Consider the following 20,841-nt stretch of genomic DNA (forward strand, 5'->3'; position numbering starts at 1 on the left):
TTGGCTGTTTCCAGCTGTTTTCCCAGGCCATTTTCTTGAACAACTGGCTACAAAACACAGCGAATATAGCTGTCGCTCGCCGCGCATTGCTCGCGCATCGAAACACATCCATACGCACTCCATGACTCACGTAGTTGCCTGCATCGCAGGCCTCACGCTACCTGCAGTCAAGACAAGGCAATCGACAAACGATAGACAAAAAAACGGGCCTTTCGGCCCGTCTTTTTTTCACCTTACGACGCTTCGATGATCAGAAGCGCTGGTTGTAATGCACGAACAGGAAGCGGTCGTAATCCAGCATCGGATCGATCGCCGCAGTGCTGCTGTTGGTGATCGAGTAGGTCACCGGCGGCTGCTTGTTCCAGATGTTGCGGGCACCAACGGTCACGCTGCCATCCCACGGAGCCTGCCAGGTGACAGAGACGTCCTGGTAGGAGATCGAGCCCTTCTTGTTGGAACCGGTGCCACCGCCCCAGCCCGGATTCGGGGTCTGGTAGTTCGGGTTGTTGCACTCGATGCCTGCCGCTGCATCCCAGCAGTAATCACGGAAACCACCGTAGTAACGCAGGTTCCAGTTGGCCGACAACGCACCCAGCGACCAGTCCAGACCCAAGGTGGCACGCACGCGCGGGAAGTTCCAGTAGCCGGCGGAGTTTGCCCACTCGGCACCGGCTTCTGCCTGCGACTTGTAGGTCGCCAGGTAGTTGGTGTCCAGGTTGACAGCGAACTTGCCGTACGCGGTTTCCGGCATGCGATAACGCACACCGAAGTTGTAGCCTTCGGTTTCCAGACGGCCCAGGTTGACGTTGCCGCGGCTCAGCGTGGTGACCTGCCCGGTGACCGCGTCGCGACCGTAGTCGGCGCAGTAGCTGGCCAGGCTGTTGAGGTAGCAGTTGTTCAACACATCATTGGCCGTCAGCGACGTGATGATGTTGGAGATCGAAATGCGGTACCAATCCAGCGAGAAGTCCAGGCCCTGCACCCAATGCGGGCTATACACCATACCCACGGTGCGGGTGATGCTGTATTCCGGCTCAAGCTCGGCATTACCCACGCCCGAATTGAACGGCGCATTGCCCTGCACGTCGCGACGCGTCACCGGATTGCCTGCGGTGTCGGTCTGACGGAAACCAGCCGGCAGGCCTTCGCCGGCGCAGCGTGCTGCCACACCCGCATTGCCCAGCGACCCGAAGGTCGCATCGCACGGATCGGTGAAGGTATCGAACGTCTGCGAGCCGCCACCGAAGGTGTCCGACAGGGTCGGCGCACGGAACCCGGTGCCGTAGGTACCGCGCACAAGCAGGTCGTCGATCGGCTTCCAGGTGAAGCTGAACTTGCTGTTGGTGGTATCGCCGAAGCGGCTGTAGTTGCTGTAACGCGCGGCCACGTCGAACGACAGTTCCTTGGCGCCCGGCAGATCCTTCAACACCGGGATCAACAGCTCCAGATAGGCTTCGTTGGTCTGGTAGCGACCTTCGGTGGCCTGCGCAGCCAGGTCGGTGGTGTAACCGGCGCTGGACAGCTGATCCGGGTAGTCGTAGCCACTGATTTCGCGGTGCTCGACGCCTGCGGCGAAGCCCAGCTCACCGGCCGGCAGATCGAACAGACCACCGGTGACGTTGGCGGTCCACTGCTTGCTCAGGCTCTGCTGCGTCGACTGGCCCAATGCATTGATGTACTGCAGCGCGTTCGGTGTGGAGGCCGACGGGCCACCCAGGATGTTGAACGGGGTGCACTGGCCCAACGCGTTGCTGGTGCCCAGCGGCAGCGGGCTGGCAGCCGTACCGCACTGCACCTGACCCTGTGCATTGAGGAACGACGGGCCCAGCGCCTTCTGCAACGCCAACAGGTTGATGTTGCCGCGCGAAACCTGCGTCACATCGTACTTGTTGTAGTTGAAGCCCACGTCCCAGTTCCAGCCGTGGCTACCCACGTCGAACACGCCTTCCAGCGCTGCATCGAAATGCAGGGTCTTGACGTTGCTTTCGGTGGTGCGCGGCAATTCAACCGTACGACGGAACCAGCTGGTGATGTCCTGGCCGACCGGGTTGTAGTAGCTGCTGCCGCTGATCGCCACCGGAAACTGCGGCTGCGAAGAGGCCTGCAGCGGGTAACCGGCGATCTGACGGTTCGAGTCGCGCTCGGAGTACATCGCCGTCGACTTGAAGGTGATGCTGTCGGTGATGTTGTAGCTGCCGGTGGTGAAGATCGACTTGTTGCGGCTGGATTGCTGCAACATCATCTGGTCGACGGAGTTGTAATAGTCGTCGGTGGTGATGTCGTTGTGGTAGTTGGCGATGTTGCGCGAATCCGCACCCACGCCACGGCCGTCGAACGAACCGGTGTGGTTGAGGATGTAGGTTTCACCATTGGAGGTGAAACGACCCCACGGGCCGGTCGCGCTCAGGCTGTCTTCGATGTGGTTCGGGCCGGCCGAGTAACGGGTCAGCGCGCGATCCTTGGCCCACACCGGATCTTCGTTGGTGTAGTTGGCGCCGAACACCAGCGACGCACGGTCGGTGGTGGTGCCGGCGGTGAAGGAGTACTGCTCCTTGGAACCGTCGCCACGACCGTTCTGGCCAAAATACGCCGAGGCTTCTGCACCGTCGTAGTTCTGGCGCAGGATGATGTTGACCACACCAGCCACGGCGTCGGAGCCGTAGATCGCCGAGGCGCCGTCCTTCAGCACTTCGATGCGCTCGATCAACGAGCTCGGGATGGTGGACATGTCGGTCAGGCCGTTCAGGCTACTGGTCCAACGCTTGCCGTTCACCAACACCAGGGTGCGGTTCTCGTTAAGGTTATACAGGTTGACGTATTGGCCGCCCTGCTCCGGGTCGGAGGTCAGCACTGCAGCCTTGCTGTAGGTCTGGGTGCCGGCAATCGACAGGTTCTGGAGGATGTCACCAACGCTGACCAGACCCGACTTCTGAATGTCCTGCTGGGTGACGGTGAACACCGGCTGTGCGGTTTCAACGTCGACCGAGCGGATGCGCGAGCCGGTGATTTCAATGCGGTCCAGCGTCGTGGTCGACGGGGCGGACTGCTCTTGTGCATTGGCGGCAAAAGCCGGCGTCAACGCGATCGCAATACCGGCGGGCAACAGGCCCAGCCGCACTGCGGAGGTGCGAAGGTTCATCAATCTCTCCAGGGTTCGTTAGTGGCGCGTTAAGCGCCCCCGTGCAAATTACGATTGCGTGAACATCGTCGCTTTGCGCGTCACGTTCCGTGGGTTTGCCGAATCTGGCGGATTTGTCGTTTGGTCGCGATAACGCGATGCGGAGACACCGAAGCGCGCACGAAACGCACGTGCGAAGCTGCAGCAATTGTCGAAGCCGCTTGCCGCCGCAACCTCGCCGATCATCATCGAGGTATCGCGCAACAAATCGGATGCACGCTCCAGGCGCAGACGTGCCGACAAGGCCTGCGGACTCTCTTCGTACAGGCTCTGAAACGTCTTGGAGACATACCAACTGGAGAAATTGGTCAGCTGCGCCAGCTCGGCAATGCGCACCACGCGGTCGCTGTTGCCTTCCAGATACATGCGTGCGCGCTGCATGCGGCCAAACACCTGACGGCGACGGCTACGCGAGCGACCCGGGCAGCGCTGCTCCTGCTCGATGAAATCGCGCTGCATCGCCGCCAAGTGCAGCAGCAACGGACGCGCCGGCGCACTGCCGTTTTGTGCGGACGCATTGCGCCATAGACGCAATGCAATGCGCAGATCACTACGCGAGAGCTGGCTGCGACCTGGATACAAGGTCGCATCGGTCAACTCGGACAACGATTGCAGGCTTTCACTATCTAGGCTGACTCCAACACAGAGTGCGTTGCGGTCCGCTTGTACCGTGGGATGGGAGTCCTTGTCGAAGGCGATCCAGTCGCCAGCGCGCAGACGGAAGCGCCCTTCCTTGGATTCCACCCATGCACGGCCACGCAACTGCACCCACAACGTAAAGGTGGTGGCCAGCGTGCGGATGCTGCCCAGACGCGAGACCGCCAAACAGGTCGTCGATGTCGACTCGCTGGCACCATCCAGTGAAAGTGCGAGCCCGCGATCTGCGGTGATGACCTGTTGCATGCTGGCAGCCCCCTGTACGAAAGAGGGCGTAGTGTTTTGCCGAATCTGGCGCGAGTCAGGAAGTTATGACGAAGGTGTGCCGAAATTGACACGAAGCCTTTCCGAAAAACTTACGAAGCCAGTTTCCTGAGTAAGAACAATGCGTTGGAGATGAAACCGGTGGTCACCGCCGTACGTTGCGGCAATGGCATGAAGGCGATCGCGCTGCCGTCTTCTTCTGCCAACGTCACGTACATCGCGCCACTGCGCTGGTCCACGCTGAAGCCGTTGATGGTGGTGAACTTGCTCACATCCAGACACTGCCCGTGCCCGCTGCGCAAGTCGCTGTCATGCGTGGCACAGCTGTCGTTGGACGACAGGTAATGCAGTTGGCCGTGCGCTCCCGGTGCCCAACTGCGATAACGCCAGCGCGATGGCTGTCGGGGATCGATCGACTGCAAGGTCTGGGCTGCCAAGGTGGGCGCGATCTGCCATAAGCCGCCACCGGTCAGGCGCGTCAGCAGCACCTGCCCGGTGATGCGGTCCAGGCGCAACTGCGAGACGTCCTGCAGCGATGCGATCGCACGCCACGGACTGCTGCGTCTGTCGTACAGGGTGGCGAAGGTGTGCCCGTCTTCTGCCGCAGCGAGCACCAGCAATTGATTGGGATCGGGAAGGTGGATCGCCTGCAACGGCCGCGGTTGCGGCACCGGCAGACGCACCACCTTGCCGCTGCTCGGGGTGACCTCGAACAACGCCGCATGCCCGTCCGCATCGCTACCGCTGACCAGCACGTGCTGCGAATCGGCCGACCAATCGGCGGCCTGGCGCGAATCCGGCCGCAGCCCTTCGATCAAACGCACCGAACCGGGCTTGCCGACATCGCCCCACCACAGCCCATACGCCCCGGAACGATTGGAGGCGAAGATCAGCTGACGTCCGTCCGGCGCGATCATCGGCTGGTCATCGCGACCGCTGGAGGGGAACAGGCGGCGTCGGATGTAACCGCCATTCATCGGGTCGCGAATGACCTGGTAGACGCCGAACTGCGGTTTGCGTTGCACGAACACCAGATGGTTGTGTGCCACGTCCGGCGCCTGGGCATCGTCCACGCCCAGGTCGTGCAGGCTGCGGTCGCGCAGGTCGAGTCGATACAAGCGCGCCTCGCTGTCCACACGGCGACCGAAAATCAATCCGCTTCCATCCGGCAACCAGCTCCAGCCACGGATATCGGCGTTGTCGTGAGTGAGGCGCTCGGCGGTGCCGCCGGTTGCGGGGATGCGCCATAGATCGCCCAGTTGTGGATTCCGCAGGAACACGATCCAGTGCCCATCCGGCGAATAGCGCGGTGCGTAATCGAAATCCTGCGGCTGCGCGCTGTAGACCAGTGGCTGCCACTGCCCGGTTTCCAGATCCAGGCGGCGAATGCGCGGTGCGCCCTGCGCGCCGGTCATGCTGCCGAACAACAAGCCGCGGCCGTCTGGCGACCAGCTGAAACTCAGCATGTCGGCACCATCGCAACGCACCACTTCACGTGCGGCAGCCGGGCCGTTTGCGGCGGCGATCATGATGCGACAGCTGCCATCCGGCGCCTGCCGCGAGAAGGCGATTTCGCGACCATCCGGCGACCAGGCCGGCAGTCGATCGGAGATGCCCGCTGCCGGCGTGTCCAGCACCCGCGGATAGGCGTTATTGGTGGTCTTGACCAGGATCGAGGTGCCGGCGCGGTCGCTGGTCAGCGAGGCGTAGGCCACCATCGCGCCGTCCGGCGACAAGCTTGGGGTGAGATCGAAACCGCCACCTGCGGTGATGATCTGGTACGGGCGCTTTGGGCTGCCCAGCACGGCGGACGCCGCCGTGGCGCCCTCCGCTGGCGCTCGCAGCCACAGCGTGTGCGCAACCAGTCCAAGCAGCACCACCACGGCCACCGCGGCGATCAGCAACGCTATCCGGCGGCGTTTGCGCGATGCATCTGGCGTTATGGCCGACGGTGCTGCGTAGCGCTCGCTGATAGCCTCAGGTTGCCGCGACGAGGCCATGTCATTGACCGCAGGGCACGCATCGACATCGGTCTGTAGACCGCTCGACGGCACTGCAGCAAGCGCGCTTGCAACCGCATGCCTTGGAACATCCTCGGGCGCTTCCCACACCACCGGCGCCATCAGGCGATAGCCGGTCTTGGCGATGGTCTCGATATGCTCGGAGCGCTGGCCCCCGTGACTGGCGAGTGCCTTGCGCAATTGGGTGACTGCCTGGGTCACCACATCGTTGCTCGGCAAGGTGTTGGGCCAGACCTCGGCGAGCAACTGCTCGCGCGTCACCACCTGCCCTGGCTGCCGGGCCAGGGTCAGCAACACCGCCACGGATTTCGGCGCCAGACGTGGCGGCCTCTTCGCACCAGGAGCGTGCACTTCGCGCGAGGCGATATCGACCACGCACTGACCGACACGCAGCCGGCCCGATGACATTGCATTAGCGGAAGAAACACTCATCGGCAACAGAACGCATCGGCATGCAAGGACGACAAAGAACGCATCACGCATATCGCGCGAAACGCCAAATTCAGCAAAGGACCACGACCAACTGTGTCATGCATCCAATTGGTGCAAATTTTACGCTATGCCTCGTTGCTTCCTACGACAGGTGGCGACGTCAGGCTCTCTCTCTCTCGCCGACGAATTCAAATAATTACGACGTTCCCCTTCGCGCCTCTGGCGCGATTTTTTTATCTGCGGTTCAGGTAAATGCCCTGAAATGTTGATTCGCTGTAACCGCTTGCAGGCAGGCCACGCCACGGCACTTGCGTACCGCGACGCGTTCTGTCTAATGCGAAGCTGAATTTTTCTTAAGCAGCCTTCAGATTACGCCGCCGAAACTCACTGCACACAGGTGTCACAAAGCGCGATACACCTGCGCGCCCTGCGCGAGAAACTGCACCGACTTCTCTTCCATGCCAGCAGACAAGGCATGCGCTTCGCCCACGCCATGCTCGGCCGCGTAATCGCGCACATCCTGGGTGATCTTCATCGAACAGAAGTGCGGGCCGCACATCGAACAGAAGTGCGCCAGCTTGTGCGCATCCTTGGGCAGGGTTTCGTCATGGAACTCCTTGGCCTTTTCGGGATCCAGGCCAAGATGGAACTGGTCGTCCCAACGGAATTCGAACCGCGCCTTGCTCAAGGCGTTGTCGCGCACCTGCGCACCGGGATGGCCCTTGGCCAGGTCGGCCGCATGCGCGGCGATCTTGTAGGCCATGATGCCGTCGCGCACGTCCTGGCGGTTGGGCAATCCAAGATGCTCCTTGGGCGTGACATAGCAGAGCATCGCGGTGCCGAACCAGCCGATCATCGCCGCGCCGATCGCGCTGGTGATGTGGTCGTAGCCGGGCGCGATATCGGTGGTCAGCGGCCCCAGGGTATAGAACGGCGCTTCGCCGCATTCGCGCAGCTGCTTGTCCATGTTCTCCTTGATCAGCTGCATCGGCACATGCCCAGGCCCTTCGATCATGGTCTGCACCTCGTGCTTCCACGCCAGTTTGGTCAGCTCGCCCAGCGTTTCCAGCTCGCCGAACTGCGCCGCATCGTTGGCATCGGCAATGCAGCCCGGGCGCAAGCCATCGCCCAGCGAAAACGCCACGTCATAGGCCTTCATGATCTGGCAGATGTCTTCGAAATGGGTGTAGAGAAAGTTTTCCTTGTGATGGGCCAGGCACCACTTGGCCAGGATCGACCCACCGCGCGAGACGATACCGGTGACACGCTTGGCCGTGAGCGGCACGTAGCGCAACAGCACACCGGCATGGATGGTGAAGTAATCCACGCCTTGTTCGGCCTGCTCGATCAAGGTGTCGCGAAAGATCTCCCAGGTGAGTTCTTCGGCGCGCCCATCGACTTTTTCCAGCGCCTGATAGATCGGCACCGTGCCGATCGGCACCGGCGAGTTGCGGATGATCCACTCGCGCGTTTCATGGATGTGCTTGCCGGTGGACAGGTCCATCACCGTGTCGCCGCCCCAGCGGATCGACCACACCAGTTTTTCCACTTCTTCGGCAATGCCCGAAGACACCGCGCTGTTGCCGATGTTGGCGTTGATCTTGGTCAGGAAATTGCGACCGATGATCATCGGCTCGCTTTCCGGGTGATTGATGTTGTTGGGCAGGATCGCGCGACCACGGGCGATTTCGTCGCGCACGAATTCCGGTGTGATGCGTTGCTGGATCGCCGCACCGAAGGCTTCGCCTGGATGCTGCTTGCGCAGGATCGCGTCGGTCACCGCTTCCAGACGCTGGTTTTCGCGAATCGCCACGAACTCCATCTCCGGGGTGATGATGCCGCGCCGTGCGTAGTGCATCTGGGTGACATTGGCACCTTCGCGCGCCACCCGCGGCAAGTGCCGCGCAGGAAAGCGCACTGCATCCAGGCGCGCATCGTGCTCACGGCCGCGCCCGAAGCTGGAACTCAGGTCATCCAGCGCCACGGTATCGCCGCGTTCGGCGATCCAGCGCGCGCGTAGCGGTGCCAGGCCGGCGGCAAGATCAATCGCGGCGTGCGGGTCGGTATACGGCCCGGAGGTGTCGTAGACGCTGAGCGGCGCGTTGTCTTCGCCACCAAACAGCGTCGGTGTGCGGGTCAATGCGATCTCGCGCATCGGTACCTGCAGGTCGGCGCGCGAGCCCTGCACAAAGATCTTGCGGGACCCGGGAATCGGCTGGGTCACAGCCTCGGACAGCGACTGGGCTTGTTGCTGCAAAACGGTGGGCGCGGCATTCATGGCGTTCGTCCTGTGTGCTGGAAAACCAGCACCAACGGCGCTGGCTCTGCGAAGGATTCGCAGTGCGGACGAAGCGGCGGCGCTCAATGGCAGAGTGCCCGTGCAGCGCACGGACCATCGCATCTAACGAAGCTTCCCTACGCCGGTATCAACCGGATCAGGTTCGAAGGGACTATCTCAACCGCAGCGCGCTGCGGTACCCCCACTTCGGCGGCGATTAAACCACATCGCACCCGCTCGCGGCATGTGTCCGCGCCCGTCATCGCAAGTCAACACGGCACACGCGCATCGATGCGCCGGCACTGCATGGCGCGTCCACGCATTGCGCGCGTTGCGCCGCAACAAGGCGCCGATTCGCGAAAAACGGTGGTGACACCCGCTCGTTAAATTCCCGCTAAGCCTTCGTGTCATGCAGATGAAATCGCATGCCACGGCGGTGTCATTCAACGGGAATCGCCTCGCCTCTTCCTCTACTGGGAACCGCCGTACACATGAATATGCCCATGCTCCACCCGACCCTGCGTCGGGGCTCGCTCGCGATCGCCATTGGCCTGTGCGTCACCAATAGTGCGGTGGCCCAGGAAGAGACCGATAAGAGTCCGACCAACCTGGACAAGATCGAGGTCACCGGCTCGCGCATCCGCTCGGTCGATGTGGAAAATTCGCAACCGGTGCTGGTGCTCACGCGACAGGACATCGAAAAACAGGGCCTGACCTCGGTGGCCGATGTGCTCAAGCGCATTGCCTCCAACGGCGCGACGATGAACTCCACCGTCAATAACGGCGGCGATGGCTCGGCCACGGTGAGCCTGCGCAATCTCGGCGCATCGCGCACCTTGGTGCTGGTCAACGGGCGGCGCTGGGTGTCGGGCCTGTCCGGCTCGGTAGATCTCAACACCATTCCCTCGGCAATCGTCGAACGCGTGGAGGTGCTCAAGGACGGTGCCTCGTCGATCTATGGCTCCGATGCGATTGCGGGCGTGGTCAACATCATCACGCGCAGCGATTTCGATGGTGCCGAAGTCAATGCTTATGTCGGCCAGTACGGCCAGGGCGACGGTCAGCGCACCTCGTTCGATGCCACCGTGGGCGCCACCAGCGAGCGCGGCAATCTGGTGATCGGACTGTCCAGCGTCACCGAAGATGCGGTGATGGCAGGCGACCGCGAGATCTCGGCAGAGCCGGTGTACGGCGCCGGTTCGTCCGCCTACAGCAGCTATTCGGCCAGCGGCCGTCTACGTGCAGATGGCAACAGCGGTGCGTGGACGGTGCTCCCCGGCAGCGCGACCGCCAGCGGCGATAGCAACTACCCACGCTACGGACTGGATCAATACACCGCCTTCAACACCTCCGAGTACGGCTACAACTACGCCAAGGACAATTATCTGGTCACGCCGCAGAAGCGCGATGCGCTCTATGTGCAAGGCAACTACGCACTCACCGACAACGTGCGTTTCAAGTTCGACGGGCTCTACAACCGCCGCCAATCCTCGCAGCAGTTGGCCGGCTTTCCGCTGGCCTCGGTCAACACCGGCATCCTGATGAGCGGCGACAGTTACTACAACCCGTACAACAGCGCCTATGACGGCGATGGCCGCGCTGTGGGTTGGTCGCACCGGCTGACCGAGTTCGCGCGCACCTATCAGCAGGACGTCAAGACCTCGCACGTCTATACCGGACTGGAAGGCGACTTCCAATTCGCGGACAGGCAGTTCAGTTGGGACGTGGGCTTTGCACACAACCAGACCGACCAGACCGAAACGCAGTATGGCGATGTCAATCTGCTCAACCTCGGCAATGCACTCGGTGCATCCGGCATCGTCAACGGCACCTTGTCGTGCCTGGACAGTGGTGGCGCGGTGATCACCGGCTGCGTGCCGTTCAATCCCTTGTCGCCGGCCGGTGGCGTGACCCAGGAAATGCTGGACTACATCCTGTTCACCGCCCACAACACCTATCAGTACAAGAACAGCAGCGTGACCGCCAACATCACCGGCGACTTGTTCGAACTTCCCGCTGGTTGGATGCGCTTTGCGGCCGGCGTCGAACACCGCGAAGAGAGCGGCTTCTCCTCGCCCGATGCGTTGATCTCGGCCGGCTATACCTCGGGCAATGCGTTCACCCCGACTTCCGGCGCGTACACGCTCAACGACTACTACACCGAAGTGGCGATTCCGCTATTGAAAGATATGGCCGGTGCGCAATTGCTGGAGTTGAGCGCAGCGGTGCGTTACTCCGACTACAACACCTTCGGCAGCACCACCAACAGCAAGTTCGGTTTCAAGTGGAAACCTGTCGCCGACCTGTTGATTCGCGGCAACTACGCCACCGGTTTCCGCGCGCCATCGATCGAAAATCTTTACCTGGGCGCGTCGGACAGCTTCGATACGTATTCGGATCCCTGCTCGACCAACAGCACTTCATATACCAGCGCGATTGCCGCGGCATGTGCAAGCGGTGGTGTGCCGGCGAACTACGTCGCCGAATACAACAGCGCCAACGGCAACTCCGGCCAGACCATCTATCCGTTCACCTACACAAGCAACGCCAACCTGCAGCCGGAAAAATCCAAGAACACCACACTCGGTTTCGTCTACAGCCCCGCCGCGGTGCAAGGCCTGGATCTGTCGCTGGACTGGTGGAAGATCAAGATCACCGATGCCATCACCGAATTCAGCGCCAACCAAATCCTGTCGCAATGCTACGAGTTCAACGTCTCGGCCTTCTGCGATCTGGTCACACGCGATGCCACCGGCACCATCACCGGCCTGGTGATCCAGCCGGTGAACGTCGGCGAGCAGCGCATGCAGGGCTACGACTTCACCGCGCGCTACAAGTTGCCGGAAACGGCGATCGGCCAGTTCATGCTCACGCTGGATTCGACCTACGTGGCCGTCAACGAGCAGAAGCAGGACGACACCTCGGCGTGGGAAAGCTACAACGGCATCTATCACACCGACAACCCGAACTGGCGCACGCGCGGCACGCTCACCCTGGACTGGAGCTACGGCAATCTGGCCGCCAACTGGGCCGTGCGTTACTACTCGGGCATGCAGGACGACGGCTCGGAGCTGGATGACAACGGCAACTATCGCCACGTCGCGGCCACTGCCTTCAACGACATGCAGGTGTCTTATCAATTGCCGTGGAATGCCACCGTGCGTGTGGGCTTGAACAACGTCTTCGACCGCGACCCGCCGGTAGCGCTCAGCGCCTCTGCCAACTCGTTCGATTCGGCCTATGCCATTCCGGGGCACTACAGCTACCTGCAATACACCCAGCGCTTCTGATCCGCCGTCGTTGATGCGCTAATCCGCTGTCTGGACATGTGTGTCGTCACAACGGCCGCCTTCCGGCGTCGTTGTGTTTATGCCAGTGCTGACACGTACCCGGCCGCTTGGCACGCAGCACGGCGATGGCGGCATGCGAGGACATTTCCACGGCACATCGCACCGCTAGGGATGGTCTGATCAACGGCATCGGAGGATGAGCCTAACCACATCGACCAGGCTGACGGCGCTCAGATCCTCGATTTTTTTGCCGTTTCCGGCGCGTTTGCAGGGTGTTGCCCGGGTTACAGGCGCACGTTCCCCATCGTCGGCAGTAACTGCTTTCGCTTCATCCACAGGTTCGATAGCGCAAACAAGGTCAGCACCTGCGCGGTGTTCTTGGCCAGGCCGCGATAGCGGACCTTGGTGTAGCCGAACTGGCGCTTGATCACCCGGAATGGATGCTCCACCTTCGCGCGCACACTGGCCTTGAAGTGTTCCCAACGTCTTTCCCGAGCACGCTCGCGTTTGTTGCCGAGGGCTTGCATCGTCGAGGGCCTGGCGGCGATGAAGAATGCAGCCTTGCAGGCCTGCAGTTCTTCGCGTTTGTCCGCACCGGTGTAGCCGCTATCGCCGAACACGCTGTCTTCTTTGCCATGCAGCAACGTGTGCATCACCGTGACATCGGCGACGTTGGCGGCTGTGCAATGGACGTGGTGCACCAACCCGGAAAATTCATCCACGCCGATGTGCGCCTTCATCCCGAAATACCACTGATTGCCCTTCTTGGTCTGATGCATCTCAGGGTCGCGCGCGTTGTCGGCATTCTTGGTCGAACTGGGCGCCGCGATCAGCGTCGCATCGACGATCGTGCCCGACCGCAGGCTCTGGCCCTTGCGCGCCAGATGCGCGTTGACCGCTTCCAGCATCCGCGCGGCAAGGCCATGGGTCTCCAGCAGGCGCCGAAAGTTGAGAATCGTGGTCTCGTCCGGAACGTTGTCCAAGCCACCGAGCTGGGCAAACCGCCGCAAGGTCGGGATCTCGTGCAGTGCTTCTTCCATCGCCGGATCGCTCAGCGCATACCACTGCTGCAGCAGATGAATCCGCAACATCGTCGCCAGTGCGTACGGCTGCCGACCTGGCCGGCCCGATACCGGATAGTGCGGCGCGATCAGACCGAGCAGTTGCTGCCACGGAACCACCTGCTCCATCTCGGCCAGAAAGATCTCGCGCCGGGTCTGCTTGCGCTTGCCCAGGCCCTCAGCGTCACCGAACGTCAGTTGCATGGATCACTCCTCAACATCAGGCGGGTAGTGTCGCGTATCTGTGGTGCGTTGTTCAGAGGTTCCCTAGCCTGCAGTCACTAAAACAAGAAACCTGCTCTCTCTCCCTGCCGCCGATTTTCGGCGGCTTTTTTTTCGTTGCCCACTTGTCACCGCCAGTGCCGTTTCGTTATCGTTCAGTGAAATAAAACGGACGATGCAAATGCAACGGATGCAATGGTGTGCCTGGGCAGCGGCAATGCTGCTGGGAGTGCTGAGCGATGGCGCACTGGCTGCGTCCCCGCCGCCGGTGGAAGCTTTCGTCGAGTCGGGCCCGATCTCCTCGCCCTCCATGTCGCCCGATGGCAAGCATCTGGCGGTCAGTGCGGATCTAGGGGACGGCAATTACGCGTTGGTGGTTTACCGCATCGCCGACATGCAATCCACCACGATGCTGCGCCTGCCGCGCTACGAACTGCCGGTGCGCATCGCCTGGGTCAGTGAGCGTCGCCTGGTGATCGGCAAGGGGCGCAAACTCGGCTCGCTGGAAGAGCCCATGCCGATGGGCGAGATCATCGCCACCGACCTGGACGGCAGCAATCAGCGCTATGTCTACGGCTATCTGCAGAGCACCCGCAACGCGGGGCTGGAGCGCGGGTTCGGCTACATCGAGGGCCTGCCCAGTCGTCGCAACGGCCACTTCTACATGCGGCGTCTGTCGCTGGATTCGCGCCACTCGATGCTCTACGACGTCGACGCGACCACGACCACGCATCGCTTGATGGCCGACATCGACGTGCCCGATCTGAGGTTCGTCCTCGACCACGATGGCGTGCCGCAGTACGCATATGGCACCGACGACAACGACAACTCGCTGTTGTTCCGGCGTGCAGGCAACGGCTGGTCGCCGATGCCCCAGGTGCAGGCGAGCTGGCGCCCGATCGCCTTTGCGCGACAGCCGGGGCGCGTCTATGGTTGGTACAACGAGGCTGGTGGCCCTACGGCTCTGGTCGCCAGCGACCCCGATGGCCAGCAACGCAGCGTGCTCGCCTCGGACCCGTTCTACGACGTGGACGACCTGCAATGGGGCTCGGCGCCGCAAACGCCGTTTGCCGCACGGCTGGGACCGGGGCGGCCAACGCTGCGGTATGTCGAGCAGGACGCTGCCGAAGCGCAACTGCACCGTAGCCTGAGCCAGACCTTGTCCGGTCAGTACGTGGATTTCATCAACTTCACCGAGGACGGCAATGGCCTGTTGCTCAAGGCCTACAGCGATCGCGATGCAGGAGCGTGGTACGTGTTCGACCGGCCGAGCAACACGCTGAAACTCGTCATCAGGGCACGCAACGCATTGCAGCCGGCGCAGATGAGCGAGCGCCGCATGGTGACGTTTCAGGCCAGCGACGGCCTGACCCTGGACGGCGTACTCACCGTGCCCAGCGCTGCCGCCAAGGGTGTGCCATTGCCGATGATCCTGCTGCCGCACGGCGGCCCGCATGCCGAGGGAGATGGCTGGGCCTTCGATACCGACGCCCAGTTCCTGGCCAGCCGCGGATATCTGGTGCTGCAGGTCAATTACCGCGGCGGCCTTGGCCGCGGCAATCGGTTCGAGCGTGCTGGTTATCGCCAGTGGGGCGAACGTATCCAGGACGACCTGATCGACGGCGTGCGCTGGGCGGTTGCCCAGGGGCTCGCCGATCAGTCGCGCATTTGCAGCTATGGCGCCAGCTTCGGTGCGTATGCGGCAATGATGGTGCAGGTCAAGGCACCGGCGTTCCGCTGCGCTGTCGGTGTTGCCGGCATCTACGATCTGCAGATGATGTACAGCAAGGGCGACATCAATCGCAGCGACTACGGCATGCATTATCTGGAACGCGCCATCGGCCGCGACGTTGCCGAGCTGGCCGCGCACTCGCCGGTGATGCTGGCCGATCGCATCAAGGTGCCGGTGCTGCTGGTGCACGGCGAAGAAGACGAGCGCGCACCATTCGCCCAGGCCAAGAGCTTGCGCGCGGCACTGACCCGCAGCGGCAACGCGCCGCAATGGATGGCTGTTCCCAAGGAAGGACACGGTTTCTACAAGGACGCCAACCAGGTGACGTTCTATCGCACTCTCGAACGCTTTCTCGGCGAGCAATTGGGTGGCGCGGCAGCGGCTTCCGCTGTTTCGGCCGCGCCCCAGTAGCGAGGCGAGCTATTCCAGCGTGTAGCCCACCCGCAGACCGCCCCAGTGCTTGCGGCCGACGAAGATCGGCGCCGACAGGTCGAACATGATCTGGCCGGTGTCGCGGCGATACACCTGCAGGCGATACGGGTCGGTGTGCGCGCCCACGCTGCGGCCGACGCGGTCGGTAAATTTGCGCTTGGTGCGGTTACCGACCAGATCGCGCTTGGGATCGCCGGTCAGCGGCTGGGTGAAGCGCAGATTGTGTGTGGGCACGTAACCGTCGGGATTGGCGCAGATGGCGAACACGATCCACGGATGCGCATCCAGCAGCGGCTCCTGCAAGGCCGGTAATACCTCGTCGCACAGCGCGTCGAAATCGGTACTGAACTTGGGCGGCTCCACGCCGGCAATCGGCGTGTAGCTGCGTGCGAACAGCGACGCTTCATCGATCTGACCGCGTGCGATGGCCTGCGCCAATGCGGTGCCGATGCGGCCAGCCGTTGCCACGGCGAGTTCCTTGACGCGGGCGTGCCTGGGCACCTTCAGCGGGTCGGCCGGCAAGCGGAACAGGCCCACGCAATCGCGCAGGGTTTCGGTACCGCGCTCCAACGCTTCGCTGCGTTCGGCCACATGTGCGGCGTGCTGCAAGTTGCTGCGCCCCAACGCGACAACGCCATCCACGGCGCTTTCGATCCCGCGAATCTCGCTGTCCTGCGCCTGGATGCGCCCGGCCACCGTGGTCATCGCGCTGCTGGCCTGGCCGAGCACGCGAGTGATGCCATCGAGCACCGCTTCGGTGCCGCGTGCGGAGGCGGCGCCCTCGCCCACTGCGGCGCTGGTTTCGGCCAGGATCGCGCGCACATCGCGCGCTGCAGCGGCGGCGCGTTCGGCCAGGCGGCGGATCTCGGTGGCGACCACCGCAAACCCGCGTCCGGCATCGCCGGCATGCGCCGCTTCGATGCTGGCGTTGATCGACAGGATATTGGTCTGGAATGCCACCGAGTCGATGACTTCGATGACCTCGCCGGCACGCGCGGCGCGGCGCTCCACTTCGTGCATGGCCTGGCCCAGCGCATGTGCGGCGGCCATGCCCTGACGTGCGCTTTCGTCGGCGCTGGCGGCCAGCGCGATGACCTGTGCCAGATCGGCGTTGACGTCCTGCAGGCTAGCCGACAGCCGTTCCACTGCGGTGCGGGCGCCGTCCAATGCTTCGGTCTGTGCCTGCGACTGGCGCACCATCTCGTCGTTCTCGGCCACCAGCGGCGGCACTTCGGCGGCGATCTGCACCGACAACGCCACTGCCTGGCGGATCGCCTCGGCCAGATTGCCGAAGCCCGCCTGTAGCCGGCGACCCATGTCGGTCTCTGCCAGACCGGGCGGCAACAACAGTTCCAGCTCGCAGCCGGCCAGCGCCTGGGCGGTGCGCTCCAGCACGGTGCGGTCTTCGTGTTCGGCCTGCAGGCGCGCCACCAGCGGCTGCAGCAGTGGCGAGATGGGTACCGGCCGGCTGTCTTCGGCCAGGCGGGTGGCTTCGCGCAGCAAAATGGCCGTTTCCACATGCGGCAGCGACAGCATCCAGCCGCCGTGCTCGCGGTCGCGCACATAGCGCACGCGCCGGGCCGGATCGTCCCCTGGGGCGGCCCACACGCCCTCTTCGCCGACCAGATCGGCTGCACTCAAGCCCCACAATACCGACGCCGGCACGCCTTGCAGCTCGCTGGCGGTCTTGCCCAGGACGTCCAGGCCGGCGCGGTTGCAGGCCACCACGCACGCCTCGGCCGATAGCCGCAGCAGGGCGACCGGCGCATCGGGGAGCAGCGCCGCGCGGGTTTGCGACGGCAGGTCAGGCGGTTGCATCGAGCTCATGGCAGTTCCTAATCCATCACGATCATTAGCGGCCCGCTGCGGCTGGAGTTGAGCAGCGCGACGCACCCGCAAGCGCTTGCTCAGTAACCGGCAGCCTGCCCGTCCTTGCGGCTTTCCGAGGCGCCGTAATACACCCCGTTGGCCGGGTCGCGCGCAATCGCCTGATAGCCGCCGTACGGCCCGTCGGCAAAGATCACCCGGTGGCCTTTGCGCATCAACCCGCGAATGGTGTCGTAGGAGAAGCCGGTTTCCAGATTGACCTCGCCGCCATCGCTCATCGCGGTGGCCTGGCCGGTCGGCTCGGTGGAACCTTCATGCTGGATGCGCGGCGCATCGCCGGCTTCCTGCAGATTCATATGGAAGTCCACCAAGTTCATCACGATCTGCACGTGCCCCTGCGGCTGCATCGCCCCGCCCATCACGCCGAAGCTCAGCCATGGCTTGCCGTCCTTGGTGACGAAGGCGGGGATGATGGTCTGGAACGGCCGCTTGCCCGGCGCGTAGCCGTTCGGGTGGTCCTTCTTCAGCACGAACATCTCGCCGCGGTCCTGCAGGATGAAGCCCAGCCCCGGCGGGGCCATGCCGCTGCCCATGCCGCGGTAGTTGGACTGGATCAACGACACCATCATGCCGTCGGCATCGGCTACGGTCATGTAGATGGTGTCGCCCTCTTCCAGTTGTTTAGGCGTGCCCGGCTGCACTTCCTTGAGCGCCTTGTCCATGGAAATCAGCGCGCGGCGCTGGGCGGCGTAGTCCTTGGAGACCAGCCTGGCCAGCGGCGCCGGCTGGAAGGCCGGGTCGGCATAGAAACGCGCGCGGTCGGCGAACGCGAGCTTCTTGGCCTCGGTGAACAGGTGCACATGCTCGGCCGAACCGAAGGGAATCTTGGAAAAATCGTAGCCTTCCAGGATGTTGAGCATCTGCAGCGCGGCGATGCCCTGGCTGTTGGGCGGTAACTCCCACACATCGTAGCCGCGATAGTTGGTGGACACCGGCTCCACCCACTCGCCCTGATGACTGGCCAGGTCTTCATAGCTCAGGTAGCCGCCATTGGCCTTGAAATAGCTTCCGATGGTGCGCGCGATGTCGCCCTTGTAGAACGCATCGCGGCCGCCGTCGGCGATCTGCTGCAGCGTGTTCGCGAGGTTCGGGTTCTTCCACAGCTCGCCCTTGCGCGGTGCGTGGCCGTCGATGGTGAACTGCTCCTTGATGCCGGGGTATTGCGACAGCCGCGGCACCGAGCGGTCCCAGTAATAGGCGATGGTCTCGGCCACCGGATGGCCTTCGCGGGCATAGCGAATGGCGGGGGCCAAGTTCTGTGCCATCGGCTTGCGACCGAAGCGCTCGTGCAGCGCGAACCAGCCATCCACCGCGCCCGGTACCGACACCGGCAGCGGGCCGGTCGGCGGGATGTCCTTCAGCCCGCGGCGCTGCAACTCGGCCAGGGTCAGCGATTTGGGCGAGCGGCCCGAGCCGTTGTAGCCATAGAGCTTGTTGGTCTTGGGGTCCCAGACGATGGCGAACAGATCCCCGCCCACCCCGTTGCCGGTCGGCTCCATCAGGCCCAGCGCGGCGTTGGCGGCAATCGCCGCATCCACCGCCGAGCCGCCGTTCTTCATCACATCCAGCGCGATCTGGGTGGCCAGCGGTTGCGAGGTCGCCGCCATCGCATGCGGGGCGATGACTTCCGAACGGGTCGCAAACGGCTGCCCGGTGATGCGGTCGGCGGCGATGAGAGGCGGCGCGAGCAGCACCAGAGCAGACACCAACAGGACAGGTACGCGACGCATGACAGGCGGCCTCCATGACACAGCAGAATGAGTCGCCAACCATACCAGCGGCGCATGCCGCCTCGTTCGATCACCATCGCGCGGCAGCGCCGAATGCCGCGCATTTAGTGACCTGCATCGATCCTCACTGCCCTGCATCGATCCGGTTTCAGCGGTAACCATGCTGCTGCGATGGGGTTTCCCACGGCAACTTGCACATGGACGCGGCCGTTTCACGCGCAAGGGTTGACACCTCACCTGCGGCGATGGTTATCTCAGTCCATGCCGCACCGCCACACCACCTCGAACGCCCCAGTGTCCGCGCCCTTCGGCGCGACGGCAGCGTCGCTTCTCGTGCTCGTACTTATTACCTCGCCAACCGCTGCGGGACGAGACTTCGTGTAGGCAACAGACACACAAGGCTTCGATCAGACCCCGCACCGGCAACGGCGCGGGGTTTCGCGTTTCAGGGACCACCAAAAGTTTCGAATGACATGAACGACATCACTGACATCGCCGCCATCTGCACCACCCGCGCCGGCAACTGCGCCGGTGCACGTGCCTGCATGGCCAGTGCCATCGTCCATCCCCGCTTTGTTCGGCCGGCCAGTGTCTCCACTGCCGGCTGATTCTTTTTTCACTGCCAACCCCGCAAGGACTTAACTCCATGAGCAACGACATCCAACCGAAAATCGCGATCATCGGCTACGGCAGCCAGGGCCGCGCGCATGCGCTGAACCTGCGCGATTCCGGCTTCGACGTCACTGTCGGCCTGCGCCCCGGTGGCCCGACCGAATCCAAGGCCCAGGCCGATGGCTTCACCGTCGTGGCGCCGGCCGAGGCGGTGAAAAGCGCCGATCTGGTTGCGATCCTGACCCCGGACATGGTGCAGAAGAAGCTCTACGAAGAGGTCATCGCACCGAACATGAAGCAAGGCGCCTGCCTGCTGTTCGCGCATGGACTGAACGTGCATTTCGACATGATCACCCCGCGCGCCGATCTGGATGTGGTGCTGGTCGCACCCAAGGGCCCGGGCGCGCTGGTGCGTCGCGAATATGAAATCGGCCGCGGCGTGCCGTGCATCTATGCGGTGTATCAGGACACCAGTGGCAAGGCCGAGCAGTTCGCGCTGACCTATGCCGGCGGCCTGGGCGGCGCGCGCGCCAACATCATCAAGACCACCTTCAAGGAAGAGACCGAGACCGATCTGTTCGGCGAGCAGGCGGTGCTGTGCGGCGGCGCCTCGTCGCTGGTGCAGGCCGGTTTCGAAGTGTTGGTGGAAGCCGGCTATCAGCCGGAAATCGCGTATTACGAAGTGCTGCACGAACTGAAGTTGATCGTGGACCTGTTTTACGAAGGCGGCATCACCCGCATGCTGGAATTCGTGTCCGAAACTGCGCAATACGGCGACTATGTCAGCGGCCCGCGCGTGATCGACGCCAGCACCAAGGCGCGCATGAAGGACGTGCTGACCGACATCCAGAACGGCACCTTCACCAAGAACTGGGTGGCCGAATACGAAGCCGGCCTGCCGAACTACACCAAGTTCAAGCAGGCCGATCTGGAGCATCCGATCGAGGAAGTGGGCAAGAAGCTGCGCGCCAAGATGGTGTGGCTCAACGGCGAACAACAGGCCGCTGCCGCACCTGCGAATCAACAAGCAGCGTAATGCCGCCGC

11 protein-coding genes and 1 riboswitch are annotated in these 20,841 nt (G+C 63.1%); of the genes, 4 read left to right on the forward strand and 7 right to left on the reverse strand.

Annotation, left to right across the window (positions count from 1 at the left end):
* Positions 1-250 precede the first annotated feature (250 nt).
* The 4 genes from NMB96_RS00900 to thiC all read right to left on the reverse strand — a co-directional run bounded on the left by NMB96_RS00900 (position 251) and on the right by thiC (position 8,830).
* Positions 251-3,139, reverse strand: a complete 2,889-nt coding sequence (locus tag NMB96_RS00900) for a TonB-dependent receptor plug domain-containing protein (protein ID WP_255085942.1) — start codon at positions 3,137-3,139, stop codon at positions 251-253.
* Between the two features lie 48 nt (positions 3,140-3,187).
* Positions 3,188-4,081, reverse strand: a complete 894-nt coding sequence (locus NMB96_RS00905; RefSeq protein ID WP_255085944.1) for a helix-turn-helix domain-containing protein — start codon at positions 4,079-4,081, stop codon at positions 3,188-3,190.
* A 110-nt stretch (positions 4,082-4,191) separates the two neighbouring features.
* Positions 4,192-6,528, reverse strand: coding sequence for a winged helix-turn-helix transcriptional regulator (locus NMB96_RS00910; RefSeq protein WP_255085946.1), 2,337 nt, complete (start codon positions 6,526-6,528; stop codon positions 4,192-4,194).
* A gap of 424 nt (positions 6,529-6,952) precedes the next feature.
* On the reverse strand, positions 6,953-8,830 hold the full coding sequence (thiC, locus tag NMB96_RS00915) for a phosphomethylpyrimidine synthase ThiC (RefSeq protein ID WP_023905023.1): 1,878 nt from the start codon (positions 8,828-8,830) through the stop codon (positions 6,953-6,955).
* Positions 8,831-8,946: 116 nt separating this feature from the next.
* A riboswitch (TPP riboswitch) is annotated at positions 8,947-9,044 on the reverse strand.
* A 304-nt stretch (positions 9,045-9,348) separates the two neighbouring features.
* On the opposite strand from thiC, the gene NMB96_RS00920 reads away from it, so the two are divergent.
* On the forward strand, positions 9,349-12,120 hold the full coding sequence (locus NMB96_RS00920; RefSeq protein ID WP_043889871.1) for a TonB-dependent receptor: 2,772 nt from the start codon (positions 9,349-9,351) through the stop codon (positions 12,118-12,120).
* A 284-nt stretch (positions 12,121-12,404) separates the two neighbouring features.
* On the opposite strand, the gene NMB96_RS00925 is transcribed toward NMB96_RS00920, so the two are convergent.
* Positions 12,405-13,385: an IS5 family transposase gene (locus NMB96_RS00925; protein ID WP_183086593.1), complete on the reverse strand. Its 981-nt coding sequence runs from the start codon at positions 13,383-13,385 to the stop codon at positions 12,405-12,407.
* 199 nt (positions 13,386-13,584) lie between these two features.
* Between NMB96_RS00925 and NMB96_RS00930 the strand changes: the two genes are divergently transcribed.
* On the forward strand, positions 13,585-15,546 hold the full coding sequence (locus tag NMB96_RS00930) for a S9 family peptidase (protein WP_255085948.1): 1,962 nt from the start codon (positions 13,585-13,587) through the stop codon (positions 15,544-15,546).
* A gap of 9 nt (positions 15,547-15,555) precedes the next feature.
* Here the strand turns inward: NMB96_RS00930 and NMB96_RS00935 are convergent, their stop codons facing one another.
* Entirely contained in the window at positions 15,556-17,394 is a 1,839-nt protein-coding gene (locus NMB96_RS00935) for a methyl-accepting chemotaxis protein (protein ID WP_023905028.1), read from the reverse strand.
* 80 nt (positions 17,395-17,474) lie between these two features.
* The gene (gene ggt, locus NMB96_RS00940) at positions 17,475-19,184 is read right to left on the reverse strand and encodes a gamma-glutamyltransferase (protein WP_255085950.1); all 1,710 of its coding nucleotides are present in this window, start codon (positions 19,182-19,184) and stop codon (positions 17,475-17,477) included.
* A gap of 473 nt (positions 19,185-19,657) precedes the next feature.
* On the opposite strand from ggt, the gene NMB96_RS00945 reads away from it, so the two are divergent.
* Together NMB96_RS00945 and ilvC are read left to right on the forward strand one after the other, a co-directional pair.
* Positions 19,658-19,792, forward strand: coding sequence for a hypothetical protein (locus NMB96_RS00945; protein ID WP_255085951.1), 135 nt, complete (start codon positions 19,658-19,660; stop codon positions 19,790-19,792).
* A 38-nt stretch (positions 19,793-19,830) separates the two neighbouring features.
* The gene (gene ilvC / locus NMB96_RS00950; RefSeq protein ID WP_023905030.1) at positions 19,831-20,832 is read left to right on the forward strand and encodes a ketol-acid reductoisomerase; all 1,002 of its coding nucleotides are present in this window, start codon (positions 19,831-19,833) and stop codon (positions 20,830-20,832) included.
* Positions 20,833-20,841: the final 9 nt, after the last annotated feature.

The sequence above is a fragment of the Xanthomonas hortorum genome (assembly GCF_024339125.1).
GTDB classification, from domain to species: domain Bacteria; phylum Pseudomonadota; class Gammaproteobacteria; order Xanthomonadales; family Xanthomonadaceae; genus Xanthomonas; species Xanthomonas hortorum.